Consider the following 23,458-nt stretch of genomic DNA (forward strand, 5'->3'; position numbering starts at 1 on the left):
GATTACATGACGATAAGCCTCCCTCAGCGGTGGCAATTTCGACAGCCGAGCGTCATCCCGGGTTTCGGGTTGGCGCTCGGCGTCACTTTGTCATGGCTCATTCTCATCATTCTCATTCCGCTCTCCGGTCTCGCCTGGCGATCGAGCGCGCTCGGCTGGAGCACGTTCTGGACGCTGGCGACCGATCAGCGAACGCTGAACGCGCTGAAGATCAGTTTCGGAACCGCCTTCCTCGCGGCACTGGCCAATGTGGTCTTCGGCGTGCTGCTGGCCTGGGTGCTGGTGCGCTACCGCTTCTTCGGCCGGCGTGTCATTGACGCCATGGTCGACCTGCCATTCGCCCTGCCGACGGCGGTCGCCGGCATCGCGCTCACCACGCTTTACGCACCGAACGGCTGGATCGGCAGCCTGCTGACGCCGCTCGGGATCAAGGTCGCCTTCACGCCGCTCGGCATCGTCTTCGCGCTGATCTTCGTCGGCCTGCCCTTCGTGGTGCGGACGGTGCAGCCGATCATGGAAGAGATCGACCGCGAGGTCGAGGAGGCCGCAGCGACGCTCGGCGCGACACGCTTCCAGACCGTCAGCCGCGTGCTGCTGCCGGGCCTCGCGCCGGCCGTTCTGACCGGCTTTGCGCTGGCGTTTGCCCGTGGCGTGGGTGAATACGGCTCCGTCATCTTCATCGCCGGCAACCTGCCCTATGTCTCGGAGATCGCGCCATTGCTCATCGTCATCCGGCTGGAAGAGTTCAACTATCCCGCCGCAACCGCGATCGCCGCCGTCATGCTGATCATCTCCTTCGTCATGCTGCTCGTGATCAATTCCATACAGGCCTGGAGCCGGCGGAGGTATGGTTATGGCGCATGATGCTGCCGCTCCCGCATCCGGCGGAACATCGGAGATGGTGCGATCCGCGACCTCGGAAAGCCGCCTCGCCCGCTACGGCCTGATTGCGCTGTCGCTGGCGTTCGTCGGCCTCTTCCTCGTGCTGCCGCTCGCCATCGTCTTCACGGAAGCGCTGCGCAAGGGGCCGGGCGCCTTCTTCGAGGCCATCGCCGATCCCGAGACATGGGCGGCGATCCGGCTGACCCTGCTGGTCGCGGCCATCGCGGTGCCCCTCAATCTCGCCTTCGGCATCGCCGCCGCCTGGGCCATCGCCAAGTTCGAGTTCAAGGGCAAGGCGTTTCTGACCACGCTGATCGACCTGCCCTTCTCGGTCTCGCCTGTGATCTCGGGGCTCGTCTTCGTGCTCCTGTTCGGATCGCACAGCTTGCTCGGCCCATGGCTGAGCAGCCATGGCATCAAGGTGCTTTTCGCCGTGCCCGGCATCGTGCTCGCCACGGTCTTCGTCACCTTTCCTTTCGTCGCCCGCGAACTGATCCCGCTGATGCAGGAACAGGGCACGAGCGACGAGGAGGCAGCCCTTTCGCTCGGCGCCAGCGGCTGGCAGACCTTCTGGTACGTCACGCTGCCGAATATCAAATGGGGTCTGCTCTATGGCGTGCTGCTCTGCAACGCCCGCGCCATGGGCGAATTCGGCGCCGTCTCGGTCGTCTCAGGCCATATTCGGGGCATGACCAACACGATGCCGCTGCAGGTCGAGATCCTTTACAACGAGTATAATTTCATCGGCGCCTTTGCCGTGGCCACGTTGCTCGCCTTTCTGGCGCTGGTGACGCTCGTCATCAAGTCGCTGCTCGAATTCAAATTCAGTGCGCAGATCGCCGCCGCACGCAAGCACTGAAAAAGGTATATGGTTTCATGGAAGTACGCGTTCAGGACATCCGCAAGGATTTCGGCCGGTTCCCGGCCCTCGAAAAGGTCTCGCTCGACATCCGCTCGGGCGAACTCATCGCCCTCCTCGGCCCGTCGGGTTCCGGCAAGACGACGCTGCTGCGGCTGATTGCCGGGCTGGAAAGCCCGACCGGCGGCACGATCTATTTCGGCGACGACGACGCCTCCAGGAAGACCGTGCAGCAGCGCAATATCGGCTTCGTGTTCCAGCATTACGCTCTCTTCCGGCATATGACGGTGATCGACAACGTGTCTTTCGGGCTAAAGGTGCGGCCTTCGTCTCGTCGCCCGGCTGCGGCCGACATCCGCAAGCGCGCCGAAGATCTCATCGATCTCGTGCAACTCGGCGGCCTGGAGAAGCGCTATCCGGCGCAGCTTTCGGGCGGCCAGCGCCAGCGCGTCGCGCTCGCCCGCGCCATGGCGGTGGAGCCGAACGTGCTGCTGCTCGACGAGCCCTTCGGGGCGCTCGACGCGCAGGTGCGCAAGGAGTTGCGCCGCTGGCTGCGCGAGATCCACGACCGCACAGGCCACACCACCGTCTTCGTGACGCACGATCAGGACGAGGCGATGGAACTGGCTGACCGCGTCGTGGTGATGAGCAAGGGCCGGATCGAGCAGGTGGGAACGCCGGACGAGATCTACGACACGCCGAACTCCCCCTTCGTCTACGGCTTCATCGGCCAGTCCAACACCCTGAAGGTGCGCATCGAGAACGGACAGCTATGGCTCGAGGACCGCTCGATCGGCGTCAGCGCCCCCGGAGAGCCCGAAGGTCCGGCCGACCTCTATTTCCGCCCGCACGATATCGACCTGCTCGATGGCTGCGGCGGCTGTCTTGCCGGCGTCGTCACGCTCAGCCGGCGCGTTGCCGGCACGCGGCATGTCGAGCTGGATATCGCCGGCAGCACGCGCCGTGTCGAAATCGAGCTGCCTTCCGACGTCGCAGCCACCCCCGGCACGCGCATCGCTTTCCGTCCGAATCGCTGGCGCCTGTTCCGTCCCTGAGGTTGCCGGACCGAAACGTGCACCACGGCCACACCGGCGGAGAATGCGTGGTCGCTATTCCATTAGCGTCTTGAAGAATGCCGGCGACGGACTATTCCTTTAGGCGACGGATCGATGCTCCGCCGTCATTTTACGTTCTCCCTAGCCGCCCCCCTGACGCGAAGATCCCATGCAGCACCGACCCGAAATCGATGGCCTCCGGGCCGTGGCCGTCGTCCCGGTCATCCTCTTCCATGCGGGCGTCGGCTGGTTCGCCGGCGGCTATGTCGGCGTCGATGTGTTCTTCGTCATCAGCGGCTACCTGATCACCACGATCATCGCGGCCGCGCAGGACAAGGGCACCTTCACCATTCTCGGCTTCTACGAGCGGCGGGCGCGGCGCATCATGCCCGTGCTCTTCACCGTGATCCTCTGCTGCCTGCCCTTCGCGTGGGCCTGGATGCTGCCGGCGCAGATGAAAAGCTTTGGCGAGAGCATCATCGCCGTCTGCCTGTTCCTGTCGAACGTCCTTTTTTGGCAGGAAAGCGGATATTTCGCCGCCGCCGCCGAGAAGCAGCCGCTGCTGCACACATGGAGCCTCGCGGTCGAGGAGCAGTATTACGTCGTCTTCCCGATCCTGCTCATGGCTCTCCATCGCTACGGCGCCCGCGTCCGCTTCGCCGCCGTTCTCCTCATGGCTCTCGCCAGTTTCGCGCTCGCGGTCTACGGCGCCGTGGCTTTTCCGAACGCAGCCTTCTACCTTCCCCACACCCGCGCCTGGGAATTGCTGGCCGGCTCGCTCTGCGCGCTCATTCTCCTGAAGCGCGAGCAGCCCGGCAACGACGTCCTCTCCCTGATCGGCCTAGCCGCTGTGCTCGCCGGGGTCTTCCTCTATGACGACGGCACGCCGTTTCCCTCGGCCTGGACGCTGGCGCCGGTCGGCGGCACCGCGCTGATCATTCTCTTTGCCGGCCAAGGCACGCTCGTGCATCGGCTCCTCTCCCTGCGGCTACTGACCGGCATCGGGCTGATCAGCTACAGTCTCTATCTCTGGCACCAGCCTTTGTTCGCCTTTGCGCGCATCCGCAGCCTGACCGAGCCGACGCCTCTTTTGATGGCGCTCTTGACCCTTACCGCCGTGCTCCTCGCCATCCTGTCCTGGCGCTTCGTCGAGACGCCGTTTCGCACCGGCCGCATCAAGGCGCTGGCCAGCGGCCCCCGTATTCTCGGCGCGACCGGCGCGGTCGCCGTTGTGATGATGGCGATCGGAGCAGCGGGGCGGCTGGACGACGGCCTGTCGTTCCGCCTGCCACCGGCGGCCCTCGCAGCACTCGAGGTGCAGGCTCACCCCGACCCGGCGATGACGACCTGTCTTTTCGACAAGGGCGAGGCGACGCTGCCCCATCCGATCCGTGCTTGCATGACGCCGAACACGGAGAAGAGCGACACGATCCTGATCGGCGATTCGCATGCCGGCGCGATCACCGGCGAGGCTTTGCGAGCTTTCGCGCGGGCGGGGCTCAACCTCTATGCTCTCTCCCACTCCTCCTGCGCCGGCTTTTCTGGCTTGGTGGTCTCGAACGCAAAATACCGCCTCCGCTGCAACCCCTTCTTCGAAGGCGTGGAGGATTACATAGCCAAGAGCGGCATCAGGACCGTCATCATGGTCAGCCGCTGGTCGCTCTATCTGGATGGCAACGCGTTCGACAATGGCGAGGGGGGCATCGAGGCTCTGAAGCCGACCTATGCCGACCTCTATGACCGTCGCGACGAGATGGGCGGCGAGACCGACCCTGCCCGCAAGGAGCGTGTGCTCGCCGCGTTTCTCGGCGATATCCATGCCTATCTCGACCGGGGTGTGAACGTCGTGCTCGTCTATCCTATACCCGAAGCGGGCTGGAACGTACCGGATCTGCTGGCCCGCGCGGCCATGACGTCGACGGATGTCGAGCCATTGGGAACGTCGTCGGATCGCTACCGCGCCCGCAACGCCGCCATCATCGCGGCTTTCGACACGCTTGAGCATTCCCGACTCGCGAAGATCAAACCATCCGCGATCTTCTGCGACAGCTTTGTTCAGGGCCGCTGCATCAACAGCCTTTCGACGGACCGGATCTTCTATTTCGACGACGACCACCTGTCGAACGCCGGTGCCGCGCTGCTGATGCCACCGATCATCGACGCGGTACGTCGTCTGGGAGAAACCGCTTCGGCGGGCCGTTGAGCGACGACGGGCGTCAGGTGAAAAGACGGGCGTCAGGTGAAAATCTGCCGCCGAAGTTCGAGGCTGACCTTCGCGACGCAGGTCCGGTTCACATCGAGCACCTCGACCTCGATGCGGCTGTCAGGCCCTCGCGGAAGACCATCGAGTGCCATTTCCGCAAGCACAATCTCGGCCTCGGCCAGCGCTGCGGCAACATCCGTGAAAGCGTAGGGCTCCTCTGCCCGAGAGAAGCCTTCATGATCGAACAGATTGAAGTAAAACAGAGGCATCACGACCGCCTTGATGATGCGTTCAGCGAGGGTGAACGGCAGAAAGAGCTAATGCCGGGACCGGCATGACGGGCGCCGGCGGTTGGCGTCGATTTTGGCGAGCTTCCGGCGCTCACGGATTCTGCTCGGCGGCCTTTTCCGGCGCGACGACGAGCGGATCCGGAGAGGTAATGGATTGGTCGCCGGATTTCCCTTCGAGACGCTGGACGAAAACGACGCTCAGGATCGCTGCAATCACGAAGCCGAAGACCCCCAGCATGATGGTACGGACTGGCAAAACGCTCTCCTCGACAATCACTCTCCGGAACACAAGCTCGCGGTCACCACGACCGGCATTCCGTCCATCTTCGAACGCACAGTCGGAACGCGTGCCTATGTTTGATGTTCCTCTGACATAGCGGCGTGGTGATGAAATGACAGAAGCTCGATGCCGCGTAGGCGCAGCACGGCGTATCGAGGTGAGAGAAGGCCATGGATCCGAACGTTGACCGAGGCCTTTCAAGCGCCTTTGGCGCTTTCGCGACAACACCAACCAAAAACGAAAAGAGCCCGCTGCGGGAGGAGGTGCAGCAGGCTCTCAATTCCGGTTGGCAGCTTGGGAGGAGGATAAGCTGCAACCACCATCGACAATCCCGGGAGGAGGATAGGATCGTCAAGGACGTCGAAGCTTTGCGGGAGGAGGTGCATCGCTTCGATACGTTCATCATACAATTTTCCGCCGCGCGTACGAGCAGATTTATTGCATCGCAGCTATGCGTTTTGCACATGCGAAGAAAACACCTCCCCGAGCCTTATATGCGAAAGAGATTTCCGCTGCCATCCAGATGGACTATGGGACAACTGTCGATACGGGTGGCAACTCCAAGACGGATGGCCGGGCCTCAAGCGGGAGAGACGAGATGACACAGGCGACGTCCAGCGTAACCGTTGCCAAGCAGCGGGATGGAAAATGGAGCTTCACGCTGACCTTCCGCGGCGTCACCCACCCCGCAACCGGCAAGTTCTCATCACAGCTTCAGGCGCAGGCAGCGGGGATGACCGCTCTGAACGCTCTGCAGGGTAATCGGCAAGTCTGAGCGGCCAAGTACGCGCTGTAGTGCCCTAATCGTTGCCTCCAGCAAACCTTTCTCCGTGTCTCCGAATTGCGCGGCGCTAAGGGAACTTCGCCGAAACCGAGGCGTTCACATGCGAGTTTGCAGTTGAGACGTGCAAGGGAGCGGTGACATGACGGATTTGAAGGGAATACGGGGGAAGACGGTGCGTGGCGAATCCTGCACCCTGGAAGAGTTTCAGTCGCGCTACGGTCTCGAGACCGACGAGGCAAAGCGTCTCTATGAACGCTTCGGACCCTCCATGACCGAACTGGACTTGCTGATGGCAGCAAAACGCCGCGTACCGGCGCTGTAGGACAGACCGAAACCGGCCGTGCGACCCTTGGGCAAAAGGGTCGCACGGCCTTCCCTGAAACCGGGGCGTTCTCACGAGAGACGCAAAATGGATTCTGAAATCCTGATCTTCGCTGCCATGAATGTCATTGGCGGACTGCTCGCCTTGGGCTTTGTCCACTTTTACTATCTCCCCAATGTCGAAACGAGCCGGATCGAACCGGCGCTCTATGATGTGACACAGCGCGAGAGCATTGCTGTCGATCCGTTACGCCGATAGACCATCGACCGAATTCTGTCCTCGGCGCAGGGACGCCCTAGCTTTAACGGCCATCGAACGACTTTGATGCACTTCCGAAATGCCAATTTGTGACATCCCGCAACGACGATCAGCGACAGCACGTCGAATTCGTCGATTTCTCCTTGCCTAACCCGATTGAATGGCTTTAGCGGACAGATAACGCAATTGTCATTCGAAGCGAACGGCACGAGGGAGACGTATCGGATATGGAAATTTTTACCGCAGCCGGATTGGCCGCATTTCTACAGGTCATCGCCATCGATCTGGTGCTGGCGGGCGATAATGCCATCGTCATCGGCCTCGCCGCAGCCGGACTGCCCGCCGACCAGCGTCGCAAGGCGATCCTTGTCGGCATCATCGCGGCAACCGTGCTGCGCATTGCCTTTGCAGCCATCACAGTACAGCTTCTGGCCATCGTCGGTCTCCAGTTCGCCGGCGGTCTGCTGCTGCTCTGGGTGTGCTGGAAGATGTGGAGCGAACTGCGCCAGGCCGACCAGAATGCTGCACATGAAACGGGCGACGCCGCAGACGAAACCCGAGTCCGCAAGACCTTCCTGCAGGCGGCAACGCAGATCGTTATCGCCGACGTTTCCATGTCGCTCGACAATGTTCTTGCCGTCGCCGGTGCAGCACAGGATCACCCGACCGTGCTCGTCATCGGCCTGATTGTCTCGATCGCACTCATGGGCCTTGCCGCCAGCTTCATCGCCAATCTGCTGCACAAGCACCGCTGGATCGCCTATGTCGGCCTCGCCGTCATCTTCTACGTGGCGCTTAGCATGCTTTACCACGGCGGCATGGAAGTCCTGCCCTACATCGACGGCAGCGCCGCTGCGACGCCAGCCGTGACGACGCCGCCTGCAGTCGCTCCAGTAACGCCTCCGGCCGCAGCGCCCGCGCCGTAACGCGCTGAAGAGCGTCATACCGCTGCTGTTCTGCAGATGATGATCTGCAGACTGCTAGAACGTCGAGCCCTTTCGCCGAAACTGGCGGGAGGGCTTTTTTGTATCTGCCCCCTTTCTTGGTCGCAGTGATCCGGAGCAGCCACACCGGCACAACAGCCAAGCCGAGCGCTACATATGACGCGCGGCCACGTCGATATCGATTCGTTTGAATTCTGTCGTTTAGACAAAGACAAACGGCGCTGGTTACCCAGCGCCGCTTTTCATTCTCTTCAATTGGCCCGCGTCGCAGGCCCATCACCCGCCCGCCCCTTTCGCCAACGGCAAAGAGGCGGAACACGCTGACAGTGTCAGGCTGCGGCCGAAGCATAGCCTTCGGTGGGGACTTCCGAGATCGTCTTGAGGACGGCGGAAGCGATCTGGTAGGGGTCGCCCTGCGAGTTCGGGCGGCGGTCTTCCAGGTACCCCTTGTAGTCGTTCTTGACGAAGGAGTGGGGAACGCGGATGGACGCGCCGCGATCAGCAACGCCGTAGCTGAACTTGTTCCACGGAGCCGTTTCGTGCTTGCCCGTCAGACGCTTGTCGTTGTCGGGGCCGTAGACGGCGATGTGGTCCATGAGGTTCTTTTCGAACTGGGCCATGAGGGCTTCGAAATAAGCCTTGCCGCCGACTTCGCGCATGTAGGCGGTCGAGAAGTTGCAATGCATGCCCGAGCCGTTCCAGTCGGTGTCGCCGAGCGGCTTGCAGTGGTACTCGATGTCGATGCCGTACTTTTCGGTCAGGCGCTGCAGAAGGTAGCGTGCCATCCAGATTTCGTCGGCAGCCTTCTTGGAGCCCTTGCCGAAGACCTGGAATTCCCACTGGCCCTTGGCCACTTCGGCGTTGATGCCTTCGTGGTTGATGCCGGCTTCGAGGCAAAGGTCGAGATGCTCTTCGACGATCTCGCGTGCGACGTCACCGACATTGCTGTAGCCGACGCCGGTGTAGTACGGACCCTGCGGAGCCGGGTAGCCCTGCTCCGGGAAGCCGAGCGGACGGCCGTTCTGGTAGAAGAAGTATTCCTGCTCAAAACCGAACCACGTGCCTTCGTCGTCGAGGATCGTCGCACGGGCATTGGTCGGATGCGGCGTGACGCCATCGGGCATCATGACTTCGCACATCACGAGAACGCCGTTCGTACGGGCCGGATCGGGATAGAGAGCAACGGGCTTGAGAACGCAGTCAGAGCTGCGGCCTTCGGCCTGCATGGTCGAGCTACCGTCGAAGCCCCAGAGCGGCAACTGCTCCAGTGCCGGGAACGCGTCGAATTCCTTGATCTGCGTCTTGCCGCGCAGGTTCGGTACCGGTGTGTACCCGTCGAGCCAGATGTACTCGAGCTTATACTTGGTCATGACAAATCTCTCATAGGTGGTGAGCAATTCAGGAGGTCGATGCCCGAAACCGAAAACCGGCCCCTCTGAACTGAAAGGAATGCACACGCCGTGCCAGTTTGCCGCCCGCTCGGTGAAGATGACGATTTTGTTAACGGCTGAAGCACGGAAAACCGGAGCCTCGCGACGGCGATGTTGAAAAGACGAAGCAATTTCTGCCCCGGCACAGCAGAGCGTTGCACTCTAGCGGGAACAGCGCATGCCCTCTGGCCGTTGGTAAGTGGAAAATGAAGGCAGAAACACCGGGCAACAGCCGGAAATCTGCCGCCCAATGGGAAAATGCGCGAAAACCTGACAGAGATTTGATTTATTTTTAGACATTCAGCGCAAAATATGTGCATATGAACGTCATATAACTCCAACACAGAAAAGGGAGCCGATGCCATGACAACGACACCACAGCGCCACTCGGCAACGATCTACCAATTCCCGATCGGCGGCCTCAAGGGGCTGAACACCTGGAAGACCGGCATGGATGCGAAGGTCGAGGCTCCGGCCTCCCCCGTGATCATCGACAGCTGGTACCACGAAGCCGCCATGAACGAGACGAAGCCCCAGTAAGGCTACAGATGCGATATTTTTTCAGACGTTAAGAGCGATTGCCGCGGAGATGCGACAATCTCTTCTTTCTTGTGCGCTCCATCCGGGACTTGCCTCATGCGGCGCGATTATGCCGCGGGGTCGCCGATCGTGTCGGCCACATAGGCACCGCGCTCGCCCATCGGCTTCGGATGCCCGGTCGTGGAATCGATGGTTGTCTGGTGCTCCAGCTCGGCGTTGATCTCCGCCCCGACGATCAGAATGATCACCGACATCCAGGTCCACACCATAAAGCCGATCAGGGCGCCGAGGGTGCCATAGGTCGCGTTATAATTCGCGAAGTTCTCGATGTAGTAGGAAAAGCCGAGCGATGCGCCAAGCCAGGCGATGCTGGTGAAAGCCGCCCCCCAGGTCAGCCAGCGCAGTTGCGCCGTCTCCCGGCTCGGGCCGTAGCGATAGAGCATCATCGTGGCAAAGCAGACAATGGCCAGCATCAGCGGCCAGCGCGCGAACCGCGCCAGAAGCTCGACCCAGCGATCGAGCCAGAGGAAAGACAGCACGGCCGGCAGAATGCCGATCGCGGAGATCACGACAACGGCGACGCCGAGCGCACCGAGCGTAAAGAGAAAGCCCAAGCCTGTCATCTTCAAGAAGCCGCGCTTTTCGGTTTCCCCATAGGCAATGTTCATCGCGTCGAACAAGGCGCGCATGCCGTTATGCGCACTCCACAGCGCGACGACGAGGCCGAACACAAAGCCGATCGACAGCGTTGACGTCTTCTGCGTCGCCAGCGTCTTCAACTGGTCGAGAATGATGTCGAGAGATCCAGTGGGTACGACATCGGCAAGGAGGGTCACCTGAGCACCGATCGCACCGGGGTCCGCAACGAAGCCGTAGATGGAGACGAGCGCGGCAAGAGCGGGAAAGAGCGCAAGCAGAAGATAGTAGGTGACGCCGGCCGCAATCAGCGTCACCCGGTCCTCGCCAATCTCGGCGATGACCCGCCAGAAGACATCCTTCAACCCGGGATAGGGGATGGCAGAGGGCTTTTCCGCAAGGCGCCCCCGTCTGTCACCTTCCATCGCGCTATCCTTGAGCGGTACACCGCCGATTGTTGCCGCTTGCCTGCCGGCCTGATGTCCGTCTGCCATGGAACCCTCTCACAGTCTTTGAGAGAGACTTACGGCTGTTTCGGCGGATTTCCATCCTGCGGCACATCATTTGGCGTGATCACCGGCATCTGACCGGTCTGAGGCGCCGGCTCGACGATCTCTCCATCGCCGACGGCCGGAGGCTTCAGCACGCTGTTACAGTCGTTGAGCTTCTCTGTCAGCGAGCCGCTGCCGGGATTGGCATTTGGTGACGTTCCCGACGGCGGTACACCGACGGCGCATTCGCCCTGCTGCGATTGCGCGACGGTGGCACCGGCAGGCAAAGCCAGTGCCACGGAAAGAAGCGTGACACGAATGAAATCCTTGACGAACATGAAAAATCTCCTTTTTTTCAAAACGGGATATCGCCGGTATGGTTCCCTCGGAAGCCCCCGGATTGCCCTCACCTGCAGGCTCGGAACGCCAGAGAACATGATGATCGACGCTGACTTCTTTGATCGCTCCGCTGTGGACGTTGCCCGGGATCTGATCGGTGCGTCCCTGTTCGTCGATGGTATCGGCGGTGTCATCGTGGAGACCGAGGCCTACGAGCCCGATGATGCCGCGTCGCACAGCTTTCGCGGTCCGACGACCCGCAACCGCGCCATGTTCGGGCCGTCCGCGCACGCCTATGTCTACAGGTCCTACGGCATTCACTGGTGCGTCAACATGGTCTGCCGTCCGGGCAGCGCCGTGTTGATCCGGGCTCTACAGCCGACATCCGGGCAGGATGTCATGGCGCAACGCCGCGGGCTTGATCATCCGAGGCTCCTCTGTGCCGGCCCCGGTCGGGTCTGTCAGGCGCTCGGCATCGATGGCGGGCACGATGGTCTGTCGCTGTTTGCGGCGCCCTTCTTTCTCTCAGCCCCCGAGGCGCCCCCAGAGGTGATCACAGGCCCCCGGATCGGCATTACCAAGGCGATCGAGCATCCCTGGCGGTTCGGCCTTGCCGGTTCTCCCTATGTCAGCCGCAGTTTCACGCGGACGAAAGCGGCATCGACATGGGCTTCAAACACATCCCCCAGATGAGGATTGAAAAAGTCCCGTCTCGCCACAATTTTCTGTCCGAGAAAACATCCTCAACCCATAGGAGACACCATGCGCCCAATCTTTATCGCCATCCTTGGCATCGCCGCCCTCACGCTGACCGGCTGTGGCAATACGGCAAACGGGCTGAAGCGTGATGGGCAGAACACGAGCCGGGCGCTCGACGATGCCAGCAACCGCGTGCTGTCGCAAAACGGAAAATGAGGCTCCGTAGCGTTCCCACCGTATATCATGCAATCACCGCGTCCCCCAGCCGGGACGCGGTTCGCATTATCAAGTTTCGACAGTAGACATTGTTTTTTTAAATGGCCGCCCTGAATTTACCGTCTAGGAGAAAGGTCACCGAGAGGACGATCATTGAACGACGTCACAGAGCATCAGCGTATTGAAGCCCAGATTGTCCGGAAGGACGTGGGCCATGATCCCTTCGCAGCGGCCGTCCGCGCAACGCGCATGCCCATGCTCATCACGGACCCCTCCAAGCCCGACAATCCGATCGTCTTTGCCAATGACGCGTTTCTCCGCTTCACCGGTTACGAGCGCGACGAGATCATCAACACGAACTGTCGCTTCCTTCAGGGGCCGGATACGAATCGCGACGATATCCAGAAGGTGCGCGAGGCGATCGAGAAGCGGCATCCGATCGAAATCGACGTCGTGAACTACAAGAAGAACGGCGAGCCCTTCTGGAATCGTCTTCTGATCTCGCCCGTCTTCGATGAGCAAGGCGAACTCACCTATTTCTTTGCATCTCAGCTGGACGTGACGCTCGAACGCGATCGCGTGGTGCGGCTTGAGCGCGACCGCGATCTGCTGGAAGGCGAGGTGCAGAAGCGGACGGCAGAGCTGAAGCGCAACGAGACGCAGCTGCGCTTCGCCATGGAGGCGGGTCATCTCGGCTACTGGACGCTCAACCTCTCCACCATGGAGCTTGTCGCCTCGCCGGACTGCAAGGCGAACTTCGGCTACGCGCCGGATCAGAACTTCACGGTCGACGACCTGCTGAACGCGGTTCTGCCGGAAGATCAGGCGCATGTGCGCGACGCGTTCCGCAAGGCGGTGGAACGTCACGAGGAATATGACGTCGAGCATAGATGCGTCTTTCCCGATGGCCGGATGCGCTGGGTGCATATTCGCGGGCTGGTCTATTACGAGGCCGACGGGCAGGCATCGCAGATGTCCGGCCTCTCGATGGACATCACCGATCGCAAGCGCACCGAAGAGGCTCGCGCCATCACCGTGCGCGAACTCAGTCACCGCATGAAGAACCTGATGACGACGGTGCAGTCGGTCATCAACCAGACGCTCCGGCAGGCACCGGACAAGGAGGCCGCGGGCAAGGCCATCACCTCGCGCCTGCAATCGATCGGCGCGGCACAGGATCTGCTCGTCTCTGGCAATTTCTCGGGTGCCGATCTCGGCCGGATCATCCGGGCCACGCTCGATCCCTTCTGGGACAGCTATCCCAACCGGATCGACATCGACGGTCCGGATCTGCAGGTCTCGTCCAACCTTGTCCTAACGCTGGCGATGGCGCTGCACGAGCTTGCGACCAATGCTATCAAGTATGGCGCGCTCTCCAACCTGTCCGGACGCATCCGCGTCCGCTGGCATGCGGTGGCGGACACATCCCTGCATCGCCTGAAGCTGACATGGGAAGAGAGCGGCGGCCCGCCGGTATCACCGCCGACCAGCCGTGGCTTCGGCACCCGAATGATCGAGCGCGTGCTGTCCAACAGTCTCGGTGGCAGCGCCGAACTGCGTTACGACGTCACGGGCGTCGTCTTCACGATGGAAGCGCCGATCGGAGACGAAGATGAAGACGGCGAGGACATGCGCCCCGGCTAAAGCACTTCCGAAGCCGTCAGGTCCGGTAGGCCGGCTGCTGCTGGTCCAGTACGCGCCGCACGCTTTCCAGATGAAGCCGGGCGCTTTCCGGGTCTCCCTCCCGCATCTGGCGGGCAGTGACGCTTGCGATTTCGTCCGACACCGGCAGCAGGCGCCGACCGGTGCTCATCGCTTTCAGTTGCACCTCGGCGGCGCGTTCCAGATAATAGAGATCGTCCCAGGCCTCAGCGATATTCGGTGCGCAGACCATCACGCCGTGGTTCTTCATGAACAAAATGTCCTTATCACCAAGGACGGCGGCGATCCGGTCGCCTTCCCGCTCGTCAAGCGCCAGCCCGTTATATTCCTCGTCCATCGCCACGCGGCCGTAGAACTTCAGCGCGGTCTGCCCGGCCCAGACAAGCGGCTCGCCCTCGACCATGCTGAGTGCTGTCGCATTCGGCATATGCGTATGAAACGCGGCGCCGACGCGCGGGCTCATCTTGTGAAGCCGGGCATGGATGTAGAAGGCGGTCGCCTCCGGCACGCCGTCGCCCGCAATCACATGACCCTCGAAGTCGCAGATCAGCAGCGACGATGCCGTCGCCTCCTGAAAGGCCCAGCCGAGACGGTTGACGAGGAAGAGATCGCGATGGCCCGGAACGACGGCCGAGAAGTGGTTGCAGATGCCCTCCTGCAGCCCCAGCCGCGCCGCCATGCGGAGGCTCGCGGCGAGATCGACACGGGCCTGCCAGATGTCCTCCGTCTCGAGCGACGAATTGCGCAGCAGTGCGGGGCCGGTCTTGGAGATCGTCAGTTCATGCGCCATATCGGCCTCCAGAATCCTCTTGCATCCAGCCGGCAGCCCTAAGCAGGCCGGGCACCTGGTCGAGCGTGGGAACACGCTCATCCGGCCGGTAATCCTCCGGCGGCTTGCGCCCCGTTCCCCGGTCGATCCAGATCGTACGAAAGCCTAAGTCTCGCGCCGCCGCAAGATCGAGATGCGGACTGGCGCAGATATGCACCAGCTCTTCGCGCGAAATGCCAAGGCTCTTCCACGCGTGATGGAAGATCTGCGCCGACGGCTTGTAGGCACCCGCCTGCTCGGCCGTGATCACCCGGTCGATGACGCCACCGAGCTGGGCGACATTGCCCGCGATGATTGCGTCGTCCGTGTTGGAGATGATCGCCAGCTTGAAACCGGCAGCCTTGAGCTGGCGCAATGTGTCCACCACCTCCGGAAAAGGCGGCATCCGGCCGATCGATCCGGTGAGGATGCCGGCATCCGCGGGATCGAACGCACGGTCGAACGCCACCATCGTCTTCTCCAGCGCGAGCGCGCTGACCTCGCGAAACGACCGATGCGGCCGCTCGGCTTCGAGCGCATGCTCATACCCGTCGAACGTGGAGATGAAGGCGCCGGGATCGACGGTGCCGGCCTGCCCCGACAGGATCGTCGAGATCGCCGCCATCAGGCCTTCGTCCCATTGAATCAGCGTTCCGTAGCAATCGAATGTCAGCCAGTCCGGCCGTGGCCCCGTCAGTGTCATCGCATCGCCTCCTTGGTCCCCAATGTTTTGGCAAAGGATTCCACCATTTGGAAATGAAATGTTCGGATGCGCGCGATCGGGTTTGACGCTGACCTGCCCGTCAGGCCGAGCCGATATGCCAGACGAAAACGCCGCCCGTCGGATGAACGGGCGGCGGAGATAATGACGATCGATGCGATGGCGTCAGGCCGAGGGCTGCGCCACCGGAGGCGCGTCCGTCCGGGGCTTGTCCTCGGGCTTCTCTTCATGGATTCGGAACCAGGCGACATAGAGCGCAGGCAGGAAGAGCAGCGTCAGGACGGTCCCCACGATAATCCCACCGATCATGGCGTAGGCCATCGGCCCCCAGAAGATCTCGCGGGCGATCGGAATGAGCGCGAGGCTGGCAGCGGCAGCCGTCAGCATGATCGGCCGCATGCGGTGTTCGGTCGCCTCCACGACGGCACGCCAGGGCGCAACGCCGTCCCGCCGCAGCGTCTCGATCTGATCGATCAGGATCACCGAGTTGCGGATGAGAATGCCGATCAGCGCCAGGATGCCGAGGATGGCCACGAAGCCCATAGGCGCCCCGCTCGGCAGCAGCGCCGCGACGACGCCGATGATGGCGAGCGGCGCGACCGCGAAGACGAGGAAGAGCCGGCTGAAGCTCTGAAGCTGGATCATCAGGATCGTCGCCATGACGAACAGCATCAGCGGCACGACGGCAGCGATCGGTCCCTGCGCCTTGCCGCTTTCCTCGACGGCACCGGCAACGGCGATCGAATAGCCGGGCGGCAGGGTCGCCTCGAACGACTTGACCGCCGGATCGAGTTCGGCGACGGCCGTTGCCGGCTGCACCTTGTCGATCATGCCGGCCCGCACCGTGACGGTGGGGATGCGCGAGCGGGTCCAGATCAGCGGCTGCTCGACATCGTAACGGAAGGAGGCCACGGCGGCGAGCGGCACGGACCGGCCATCGCCGACGGGCAACTGGAGGTCTCGCAAGGTCTCGATGGAGCTGCGCTCCGCCTCGACCGCACGGCCGACGATGTTGACGAGGTAGATATCGTCGCGCACCTGCGTTGCCGTCGTGCCGCCGACAATGCCATTGATGGTCGTTGCAATGTCCTGCGAGGTGATGCCGAGCTGGCGCGCCTTGTCCTGCAGCACGTCGATCTTGACCACGCGCGACGGCTCGTTCCAGTCATAGGCGACGTCGCCGAGGTGCTTGTTCTCACCGACGATATTGCCAAGGTCGAGCGCCAGCTGCCGCACCGTCTGGATGTCCGGACCGCTGACGCGATAGGCGACGGGGCGACCAACGGGCGGGCCGATATCGAGGAGCTTCACATAGGCATCCGTGCCGATAAACGTCTTCTTGAGATAGGCCTCGAGATCCGGCTTCAGCCGATCGCGGGCTTCGATGCTCTTGCTGACGATGATCGTCTGCCCGAAGGCCGGGCTGTTCGGCTGCACGTCGAACGACAGGACGAAGCGCAGCGCGCCCTGCCCCACATAGCTCGACCAATGCTCCACATCCGGATTGCCCTTCAGCTTTTCCGCTTCGAACTGCGCGATCTGCCGTTGCGTCTCGCGGATCGAGGCACTCTGCGGCAGGTTCCAGTCGATGATAAGCTCGTTGCGGTCCGATGAGGGGAAGAACTGCTGCTGCACGAACTGCATGCTGTAGACGGAGCCCGCGAACACGATCAGCGTCACGGCAATCGTGACCCAGCGGAAGCGCATGCATAGGAGCAGGACTCGCGAGAAGACGCGGGCGACGATGCCCTTGGAGCCGTGATGCTGCTTCATCGTTTTCGGCAGCATCAGCACGCCGAGAAGCGGTGTGAAGAGCACGGCGACGATCCAGGAGAGGATAAGCGATGCCGCGATGACGATGAACAGCGTGAAGGTGAACTCACCCGCCGCGCTGTTGTTGAGGCCCACGGGAATGAAGCCCGCAACGGTCACCAGCGTGCCGGTCAGCATCGGGAATGCTGTGGACGTGTAGACATAGGTTGCGGCCTTGCGCAGGTCGTCCCCCGCCTCCAGCCGCGCCACCATCATTTCCACGGCGATCATGGCGTCGTCCACAAGCAGCCCGAGCGCGATGATCAGCGCGCCGAGCGAAATGCGCTGCAGCGAAATGCCGAGATATTCCATGATGACGAAGGTCATCGCGAGAACGAGCGGGATGGCCACGGCGACGACCAGTCCGGCCCGCAGGCCGAGGCTGACGAAGGAGACGGCAAGCACGATGGCGATAGCTTCGAACAGTGCACGCGTGAAGCCGGACACCGCCTCGTCCACGATCTTCGGCTGGTCGGAGACCAGATGCGCATCGATGCCGACCGGCAGCTTCTGCTCGATCTTGTCCATGCGCTCCGTCAGCGCCTCGCCGAAGGCCAGGAGATTGGCGCCCTGCTTCATGTTCACCGCCAGCGCAATCGCCGGCTCGCCGTTGTAGCGGAAGATCGTGCTCGGTGGATCGGCATAGCCACGGCGGATGGAGGCCACGTCGCTCAGCCGGAAGAACTGGTCGTTGACCCGCAGGTTGAGATTGCGCAGGCTGTCTTCCGAGGAGAACTGGCCCGACACGCGGACGCTGATGCGCTCCGGGCTATCCTGCATGACGCCGGAGGGCGCAACCGCGTTCTGGGCCTGCAGCGTATCGACCACGCTCTGCTGGTCGATCCCGAGGGCCGCCAGCTGACGAGAGGAGAATTCGAGGAAGATGACCTCGTCCTGGGCTCCGATGATGTCGACCTTGCCGGCGTTCGGCACGGTCAGCACTTCGGCCCGCACGGATTCCACAGTGTCGCGAAGCTCGCGCTGAGAAAAGCCATCCGAGGTGAAGGCGTAGATATTGCCGTAGACGTCGCCGAAGCTGTCGTTGAAGAACGGCCCCTGAACGCCGGACGGCAGGTTACCGGCGATATCGCCGACGAGATTGCGCACCCGCACCCATGTCGGCGGGACCTGCGCTGCCGGCGTCGTTTCGCGCAGATAGACGAATACCGTCGTCTGGCCGGCGACCGTCTGGCTCTTGGTGTAGTCGAGCTGCGGCAGTTCCTCGAGCTTCTTCTCGATGCGCTCCGTTACCTGCTTGATCGTGTCCTCGACGGTGGCGCCGGGCCACTGCGCAGTGATGATCATCGTCTTGATCGTGAAGGAGGGATCCTCCTCGCGACCGAGATTGAGATAGGACAGGAAGCCGGCAAGCGAGAAGACCAGCATGAAATACCAGAGGAGCGAGCGGTGACCCAGCCCCCAGTCCGACAGGTTGAACGGCTTCATTTCAAATCTCCGGAAACGCGGATTTTCTGCCCGTCGGTCAGGCTATTGACCCCGGCGACGACGACGCGGTCGCCGCGCTTGAGGCCGGAGGTGATGGCAACACGGTCGCCGGTGCCGGTGGTCGTGACCTCGCGCGTGGCGACGGCATCGGTCCCGTCCGGAATGATCCACACCAGCGTCTTGCCGTCACGCGTGACGATAGCGGAGGCGGGCAGCAGCAATTCGGACGGACGGGTATCGGGTAGCGAAACCGCGATGACCGAGCCCAGACGGAAAGCGGCGGGCGCCGCCTGCAGCGCGATGCGGATGCGCTGGGAACGTGTGACAGGATCGGCCGAGGGCTCGATGCGCCGCACGCGGCCCTTGACCACCGTCGTCGGGTCGGACTGGAGAACGACCGAGAAGGGATCGCCGATCTTGATGCCGGACGCCGCAGAGGCGGGGAGATCGACCACGGCATCGCGCAGATCGGGCCGCGCCACCGTCACCACCGTCTGTCCGGCGGCAACCACCTGGCCGGGTTCGGCGGCCGTGCTGGTGACGACGCCGGTATAGTCGGCGGCGATCTTCGCATAGCTCAGACGCTCCTGCGCCTTTGCAAGGTTCGCCCTCGCCCGCAGTTCGGCGGATTGCGCAGCCTGCGCGGCCTGCACCGCATCCTCGACGGCGGCCTGCGACACGACGGTCTTGGCGAAAAGACCCTTCTGGCGCTGCTCTACGACACGGGCATTGTTGGCGGACGCCTGGGCGCTGACGAGCGACGCCTGGGCGGCCTGCACGTCCTGCTCCAGCGCCGTGGCTTCGAGCACGGCCAGCAACGTGCCGCGCTCCACGGGATCGCCGACCTGGACGTTACGGGAGATCATGCGGCCGAGGATCTGGAAGCTGTAATTGGTGACGATCTGCGGCTCGACGGTGCCGGCGAAGGACAGCGGAACGGAATTCGTCTCCTCCAGTACCAGCGACTTCACCGGCCGCGGCGGCGGCAGCGGCGCTTCGGTGTCGTCGGAGCAGGCCGCCAGCATGAAAGCGAGCGGAAGAAGAATGAGGACGGGCTTCATGGGGTGGTCCCCTCGGACAGCATGACGGTCTGGCCCTGGCGCAGCAGCTTGGTGCCATCGACCACGACCTGATCGCCGGCCTTCAGGCCGGTTGCGATGATCATGGCGCCGGTCTGGTATTCGGCGAGTGTCACCGGGCGGAGCGAAACGGTGGTGTTGGCGGGATCGAAGATCCACAGAGCGGGTTTTCCATTCGAGGCGGCCAGCGCGGTCGGCGGCAGCGTGAAGGCCGGCGGACCGACAAGCGACACGGTGCCCCGCACGACCGAGGCAAGCGTCATGGCGGCCGGCGGTTGGTCGAGCCCGACCTTGACGCGCACGGTGCCCGTCTGCCGATCTACCGTCGGCGCGATCTCGCGCACCGGGCCGCGGGCGACGACGGAGGGATCCGATGCGAGGCTGACAGTGACGTCCGGCGGCTCTCCGCTCCGCAGAAGCGATTCGTAGATATCGAAGACCGCATCGCGCGGCCCGTCCACGGCGACGGAGAAGACGGCCTGTGCCGCCTGGACCGTTTCGCCGACATCCGCATTGCGTGCGGTCACGATCCCGTCCGCATCGGCGGTCAGCTCGGTGTAGGACAGCGTTTCCTCGGCATTGGTCAGCGCCGATTCGGCCGACTTCAGCGAGGCGCGCGCGACCTTCAGGTTCTCTTCCGCGAGATCGTAGGTGGTCTGCGCCGTCGAATTGGCGCGAAGCAGCGTCTGCTGGCGCGCGAACGCCGCCGTGGCATGCGACAGGTCGGCATTGGCGGCAGACAGCGTGGCACGGGCCGAATCGAGATCGGCCCGCTGCACTTCGTCGTCCATCCGGGCCAGAAGCTGCCCCTTGCGCACGGCGTCGCCCACATCGACCAGGCGCTCGATGATGCGGCCGCTGGTCCGGAACGAAAGATTGGTCTCCGTGCGCGCGGCGATCGAGCCCGTCAGGCTGATCTCGCTCTTCGAGGGTTTGGGAGCGACGGTCTCGACGCGGACGCGCGGCACCGGCTTCGGCGCTGGCGCCTCATCATCGGAACAGGCCGTCAGGGAAAACACCGCCATGGCAGCGACAAGCGCCATACGGACGAAGGGGAAGGTCATGATCGGATCCATATTGCCGTTTCGTCCGGGGTAAAGGCCCCTCGGGCTTGACGGGAAACCCTGCAGTTTCCTAATGATAGAAAACTCATCGGTTTCCGAAAGTCAAGAGGTCCCTCATGAGCATATGCGGATATAGTATCAAGAAAAAACTTGGCCGTCCCGCCGCTCTGAGCGAAGCCGAGCGCCGGGACCAGATTCTCGCTGCCGCGGAGCAATGTTTCGTCTCGCAAGGATACCGCTCGACGCATATGGACGATGTGGTCAAGGCCTGCGGCATGTCGAAGAAGACGGTGTACCGGAGTTTCGGAACCAAGGAAAACCTGTTCGTCGCCCTGATCGACCGGGTCATGCATGACGACATCAAGCTGGATATGCCGGAGGACAACCAGCCGGCCGATGCCGTAATTGGCGATATCCTCTCCCGGCTCTCGGCCTTCGTCCTCTCCGACCGCCAGGTCAACATCACCCGGCTGGTCATTTCCGAAAGCGCGCACGCGCCGGAACTCGCGGCCGCCTTTCATGACAACGGCCTGCGCTACTGCAAGGAGAAGCTGACCGGCATCCTCTCCCGCCTCAACGACACCGGCCGCCTGAAGGCGGAGCGTCCGTCGGAACTTGCAAGCCTGCTCGTCGGCGCCATCATCGGCGAATCGCTGGTGACCGCCCTCATCCGCCGGCCGCAGCCCATGACGGAACGCGAGCGGGAGGGACGCATCGACCATCTGCTGTCGCTCGTGCGTCCCTCGCTGATGCCGAACGAACCCGATCAGGGTCTCTGAAGCATTTTCGTCGCTTCGTGGAAGAGAGGGAGCGACGAGCGGCGTCGCAGCGACACCGTGCAAAACGCACACAACGCGCTACTTTCAGCAGTATCGTTGCCCCGCCTCATTGCGCATCCTATGCTCCTGATGTCTGCGGGCGAAGCCCCACCTGCCTGACATGCCGGGATAAAGATCGATGCAATCCACCATCGTCATGATCAACCTGTTCGGCGCCATCGCGCTCCTGCTCTTCGGCCTGTCGTTGGTCAAGGACGGCGTATCGCGCGCCTTCGGCGCCCGGCTGCGCACGGGTCTTGCGACGGGCACGAAGCGCGGCTGGCGGGCCTTTCTATCCGGCTTCGTGGCGACCGTGGCCCTTCAGAGTTCCACGGCCACGGCGCTCATGGTGTCGTCCTTCGTGGAGCGCCGCATGGTCAAGCAGCGGCTGGCGCAGATCGTGCTTCTCGGCGCTAATATCGGCACCGCCGTTACCGCCTGGATCGTCTCGACCGGCATCGAATGGCTCTCGCCGTTGCTGATTCTCGCGGGCACCGCGCTCTATCGCGGCAAACATAGCGGCCGGCAGGGCGCCGGCACGGCGCTGATCGGCATTGGGCTCATGCTGCTCTCGCTGCATCTCCTCGGTCTCGCGACGGAGCCGATGCGCGCCTCGCCGGCGCTCGCCGCTTTCATCGCGCTTCTGGACGGCGCCTGGCTGGTCGCGCTCATTTTCAGCGCAGTGCTCGCCTTCATCTCGTCCTCAAGCCTTGCGATCGTCGTCCTTATCCTGTCGCTCGCCTCCACCGGCATTCTCTCCCCCGGCCTCATCGTCGTGCTGGTGCTCGGCGCCAATCTCGGCGGCGCCATCCCACCTTTCGTCGCCACCCTCAACGGGCCGCCGGCGGCGCGCCGGGTGACGCTCGGCAACCTCATCGTGCGGACCTGCGGCTGTCTCATCGCCCTGCCGCTCGCCGGCATCGGCGCGGAACTGCTCGGACGTCTGCCCCTGCCGCCGGAAAAGCTGCCGGTCGATGCGCATCTGATCTTCAACATCCTGCTGGCGATCGCCGCCTGGCCCTTCGCCCGCAGCCTCTCGATCCTGATGATGCGCATGGTACCCGACCAGCCCGAGCGGGAGAACGCGCCGAAATTCCTCGATGATCACGAACTCTCCACCCCCGTCGTCGCCCTTGCCAGCGCCACGCGCGAGGTGCTGGGCGTCGGCGATCTCATCGAGCGCATGCTGATCCTCGCGTCCGACAGCTTCCGCACCAACGACATGGGGCCGCTGCGGCAGATCGCAGGCCTGGAGCACAGCGTCGACAGCCTCCAGCAGGAGGTGAAGATCTACCTCTCGAAGCTCGGCCGGAAGGGTCTGGACGACGAGAACGGCAGGCGCTCCATCGTCATCGTGGACTATGCGATCAACCTGGAGCATATCGGCGACATCATCGAGAAAGGGCTGCTCGATCAGGTGACGAAGAAGATCACGCTCGGGCTCAAATTCTCCGACGCCGGCTTTCAGGAGTTGCAGACCCTGTTCGACATGACGATCGACAATCTGCGCATCGCTCAGACGATCTTCGTCACCCGCGACATGGACCTTGCCCGCAAACTGATGGAGGTGAAGGTCGAGGTCCGCAATCTTGAGAAACAGTCGGCCGAGCGGCATTTCCAGCGCCTGCGCGACGGACATACAGACAGTCTGCAGACCAGCTCGCTGCATCTCGACATGCTGCGCGACCTCAAGCGCATCAACGCCCATATCGTCTCCGTCGCCCATCCGATCATGGATGCGAGCGGCCTCCTGCGCGAGAGCCGGCTGAAGACCCTCGGGGTCTAAAGGTTGTCAGGGATAAGTGGGAACCGGTTATCCC

The 23,458-nt window shown here is 62.8% G+C and carries 24 protein-coding genes; 14 read left to right on the forward strand and 10 right to left on the reverse strand.

All coding sequences use genetic code 11. The features are described from left to right. Positions 1 to 6 precede the first annotated feature (6 nt). The 4 genes from cysT (at position 7) to GA0004734_RS12830 (ending at position 4,999) form a co-directional block, all read left to right on the forward strand. Positions 7 to 864, forward strand: coding sequence for a sulfate ABC transporter permease subunit CysT (gene cysT, locus GA0004734_RS12815; RefSeq protein ID WP_092934220.1), 858 nt, complete (start codon positions 7 to 9; stop codon positions 862 to 864). After that, positions 854 to 1,741: a sulfate ABC transporter permease subunit CysW gene (cysW, locus tag GA0004734_RS12820; RefSeq protein WP_092934222.1), complete on the forward strand. Its 888-nt coding sequence runs from the start codon at positions 854 to 856 to the stop codon at positions 1,739 to 1,741. Before cysT ends, cysW begins: the two co-directional genes overlap by 11 nt. Positions 1,742 to 1,758: 17 nt before the next feature. Next, the gene (locus tag GA0004734_RS12825) at positions 1,759 to 2,796 is read left to right on the forward strand and encodes a sulfate/molybdate ABC transporter ATP-binding protein (RefSeq protein WP_092934224.1); all 1,038 of its coding nucleotides are present in this window, start codon (positions 1,759 to 1,761) and stop codon (positions 2,794 to 2,796) included. Between the two features lie 169 nt (positions 2,797 to 2,965). Next, entirely contained in the window at positions 2,966 to 4,999 is a 2,034-nt protein-coding gene (locus GA0004734_RS12830; RefSeq protein ID WP_092934227.1) for an acyltransferase family protein, read from the forward strand. 32 nt (positions 5,000 to 5,031) lie between these two features. On the opposite strand, the gene GA0004734_RS12835 is transcribed toward GA0004734_RS12830, so the two are convergent. Next, a complete protein-coding gene (locus tag GA0004734_RS12835) occupies positions 5,032 to 5,268 on the reverse strand; it encodes a DUF6894 family protein (protein ID WP_092934229.1) in 237 nt (78 codons plus the stop codon). Between the two features lie 112 nt (positions 5,269 to 5,380). Further along, positions 5,381 to 5,545, reverse strand: a complete 165-nt coding sequence (locus GA0004734_RS25985) for a hypothetical protein (protein WP_175386344.1) — start codon at positions 5,543 to 5,545, stop codon at positions 5,381 to 5,383. Positions 5,546 to 6,167: 622 nt separating this feature from the next. Between GA0004734_RS25985 and GA0004734_RS25990 the strand changes: the two genes are divergently transcribed. The 4 genes from GA0004734_RS25990 (at position 6,168) to GA0004734_RS12845 (ending at position 7,859) form a co-directional block, all read left to right on the forward strand. After that, positions 6,168 to 6,344 (forward strand): hypothetical protein, encoded by a 177-nt coding sequence (locus GA0004734_RS25990; RefSeq protein ID WP_092936281.1) that lies wholly within the window; start codon positions 6,168 to 6,170, stop codon positions 6,342 to 6,344. Between the two features lie 148 nt (positions 6,345 to 6,492). Next, on the forward strand, positions 6,493 to 6,675 hold the full coding sequence (locus tag GA0004734_RS12840) for a hypothetical protein (RefSeq protein WP_092934233.1): 183 nt from the start codon (positions 6,493 to 6,495) through the stop codon (positions 6,673 to 6,675). Between the two features lie 87 nt (positions 6,676 to 6,762). Next, positions 6,763 to 6,933, forward strand: a complete 171-nt coding sequence (locus tag GA0004734_RS25995) for a hypothetical protein (RefSeq protein ID WP_175386346.1) — start codon at positions 6,763 to 6,765, stop codon at positions 6,931 to 6,933. 227 nt (positions 6,934 to 7,160) lie between these two features. After that, on the forward strand, positions 7,161 to 7,859 hold the full coding sequence (locus tag GA0004734_RS12845) for a TerC family protein (RefSeq protein ID WP_092934236.1): 699 nt from the start codon (positions 7,161 to 7,163) through the stop codon (positions 7,857 to 7,859). Between the two features lie 347 nt (positions 7,860 to 8,206). On the opposite strand, the gene GA0004734_RS12850 is transcribed toward GA0004734_RS12845, so the two are convergent. Then, complete coding sequence (locus GA0004734_RS12850) at positions 8,207 to 9,247, reverse strand: glutamine synthetase beta-grasp domain-containing protein (protein ID WP_092934238.1); 1,041 nt, start codon at positions 9,245 to 9,247, stop codon at positions 8,207 to 8,209. Between the two features lie 423 nt (positions 9,248 to 9,670). Here GA0004734_RS12850 and GA0004734_RS12855 point away from each other — a divergent pair, with 423 nt between their 5' ends. Continuing rightward, positions 9,671 to 9,847 carry a DUF2735 domain-containing protein gene (locus GA0004734_RS12855; protein ID WP_092934240.1) on the forward strand — a complete coding sequence of 59 codons (177 nt, stop codon included), beginning with the start codon at positions 9,671 to 9,673 and terminating at the stop codon, positions 9,845 to 9,847. A 107-nt stretch (positions 9,848 to 9,954) separates the two neighbouring features. Here GA0004734_RS12855 and GA0004734_RS12860 read toward each other — a convergent pair whose 3' ends face one another. Next, positions 9,955 to 10,908, reverse strand: a complete 954-nt coding sequence (locus GA0004734_RS12860) for a YihY/virulence factor BrkB family protein (protein WP_245292515.1) — start codon at positions 10,906 to 10,908, stop codon at positions 9,955 to 9,957. A gap of 98 nt (positions 10,909 to 11,006) precedes the next feature. Continuing rightward, positions 11,007 to 11,312: a hypothetical protein gene (locus GA0004734_RS12865; RefSeq protein ID WP_092934244.1), complete on the reverse strand. Its 306-nt coding sequence runs from the start codon at positions 11,310 to 11,312 to the stop codon at positions 11,007 to 11,009. A gap of 100 nt (positions 11,313 to 11,412) precedes the next feature. Between GA0004734_RS12865 and GA0004734_RS12870 the strand changes: the two genes are divergently transcribed. From GA0004734_RS12870 to GA0004734_RS12880, 3 genes are all read left to right on the forward strand, one after another. Further along, complete coding sequence (locus tag GA0004734_RS12870; protein WP_092936282.1) at positions 11,413 to 12,006, forward strand: DNA-3-methyladenine glycosylase; 594 nt, start codon at positions 11,413 to 11,415, stop codon at positions 12,004 to 12,006. A 69-nt stretch (positions 12,007 to 12,075) separates the two neighbouring features. Next, on the forward strand, positions 12,076 to 12,228 hold the full coding sequence (locus GA0004734_RS12875) for an entericidin (RefSeq protein ID WP_092934246.1): 153 nt from the start codon (positions 12,076 to 12,078) through the stop codon (positions 12,226 to 12,228). Positions 12,229 to 12,381: 153 nt separating this feature from the next. Further along, positions 12,382 to 13,872, forward strand: coding sequence for a PAS domain-containing protein (locus GA0004734_RS12880; RefSeq protein ID WP_092934248.1), 1,491 nt, complete (start codon positions 12,382 to 12,384; stop codon positions 13,870 to 13,872). A 16-nt stretch (positions 13,873 to 13,888) separates the two neighbouring features. Here GA0004734_RS12880 and GA0004734_RS12885 read toward each other — a convergent pair whose 3' ends face one another. From GA0004734_RS12885 to GA0004734_RS12905, 5 genes are all read right to left on the reverse strand, one after another. Then, entirely contained in the window at positions 13,889 to 14,680 is a 792-nt protein-coding gene (locus GA0004734_RS12885) for an aldolase (protein WP_092934250.1), read from the reverse strand. After that, entirely contained in the window at positions 14,670 to 15,401 is a 732-nt protein-coding gene (locus tag GA0004734_RS12890; protein WP_092934252.1) for a haloacid dehalogenase type II, read from the reverse strand. The genes GA0004734_RS12885 and GA0004734_RS12890 overlap by 11 nt, the downstream gene beginning before the upstream one ends. A 183-nt stretch (positions 15,402 to 15,584) precedes the next feature. Next, positions 15,585 to 18,677, reverse strand: a complete 3,093-nt coding sequence (locus tag GA0004734_RS12895) for an efflux RND transporter permease subunit (protein ID WP_092934254.1) — start codon at positions 18,675 to 18,677, stop codon at positions 15,585 to 15,587. Beyond that, positions 18,674 to 19,738, reverse strand: coding sequence for an efflux RND transporter periplasmic adaptor subunit (locus tag GA0004734_RS12900; RefSeq protein WP_092934256.1), 1,065 nt, complete (start codon positions 19,736 to 19,738; stop codon positions 18,674 to 18,676). The genes GA0004734_RS12895 and GA0004734_RS12900 overlap by 4 nt, the downstream gene beginning before the upstream one ends. Further along, a complete protein-coding gene (locus GA0004734_RS12905) occupies positions 19,735 to 20,820 on the reverse strand; it encodes an efflux RND transporter periplasmic adaptor subunit (RefSeq protein WP_175386347.1) in 1,086 nt (361 codons plus the stop codon). The genes GA0004734_RS12900 and GA0004734_RS12905 overlap by 4 nt, the downstream gene beginning before the upstream one ends. A gap of 116 nt (positions 20,821 to 20,936) precedes the next feature. Here GA0004734_RS12905 and GA0004734_RS12910 point away from each other — a divergent pair, with 116 nt between their 5' ends. Both GA0004734_RS12910 and GA0004734_RS12915 read left to right on the forward strand, forming a co-directional pair. Beyond that, complete coding sequence (locus tag GA0004734_RS12910) at positions 20,937 to 21,599, forward strand: TetR/AcrR family transcriptional regulator (protein WP_092934260.1); 663 nt, start codon at positions 20,937 to 20,939, stop codon at positions 21,597 to 21,599. Between the two features lie 178 nt (positions 21,600 to 21,777). Then, positions 21,778 to 23,424: a Na/Pi cotransporter family protein gene (locus GA0004734_RS12915; RefSeq protein ID WP_092934262.1), complete on the forward strand. Its 1,647-nt coding sequence runs from the start codon at positions 21,778 to 21,780 to the stop codon at positions 23,422 to 23,424. Positions 23,425 to 23,458 lie beyond the last annotated feature (34 nt).

This window comes from Rhizobium sp. 9140 (assembly GCF_900067135.1).
Taxonomy (GTDB): Bacteria; Pseudomonadota; Alphaproteobacteria; order Rhizobiales; family Rhizobiaceae; genus Ferranicluibacter.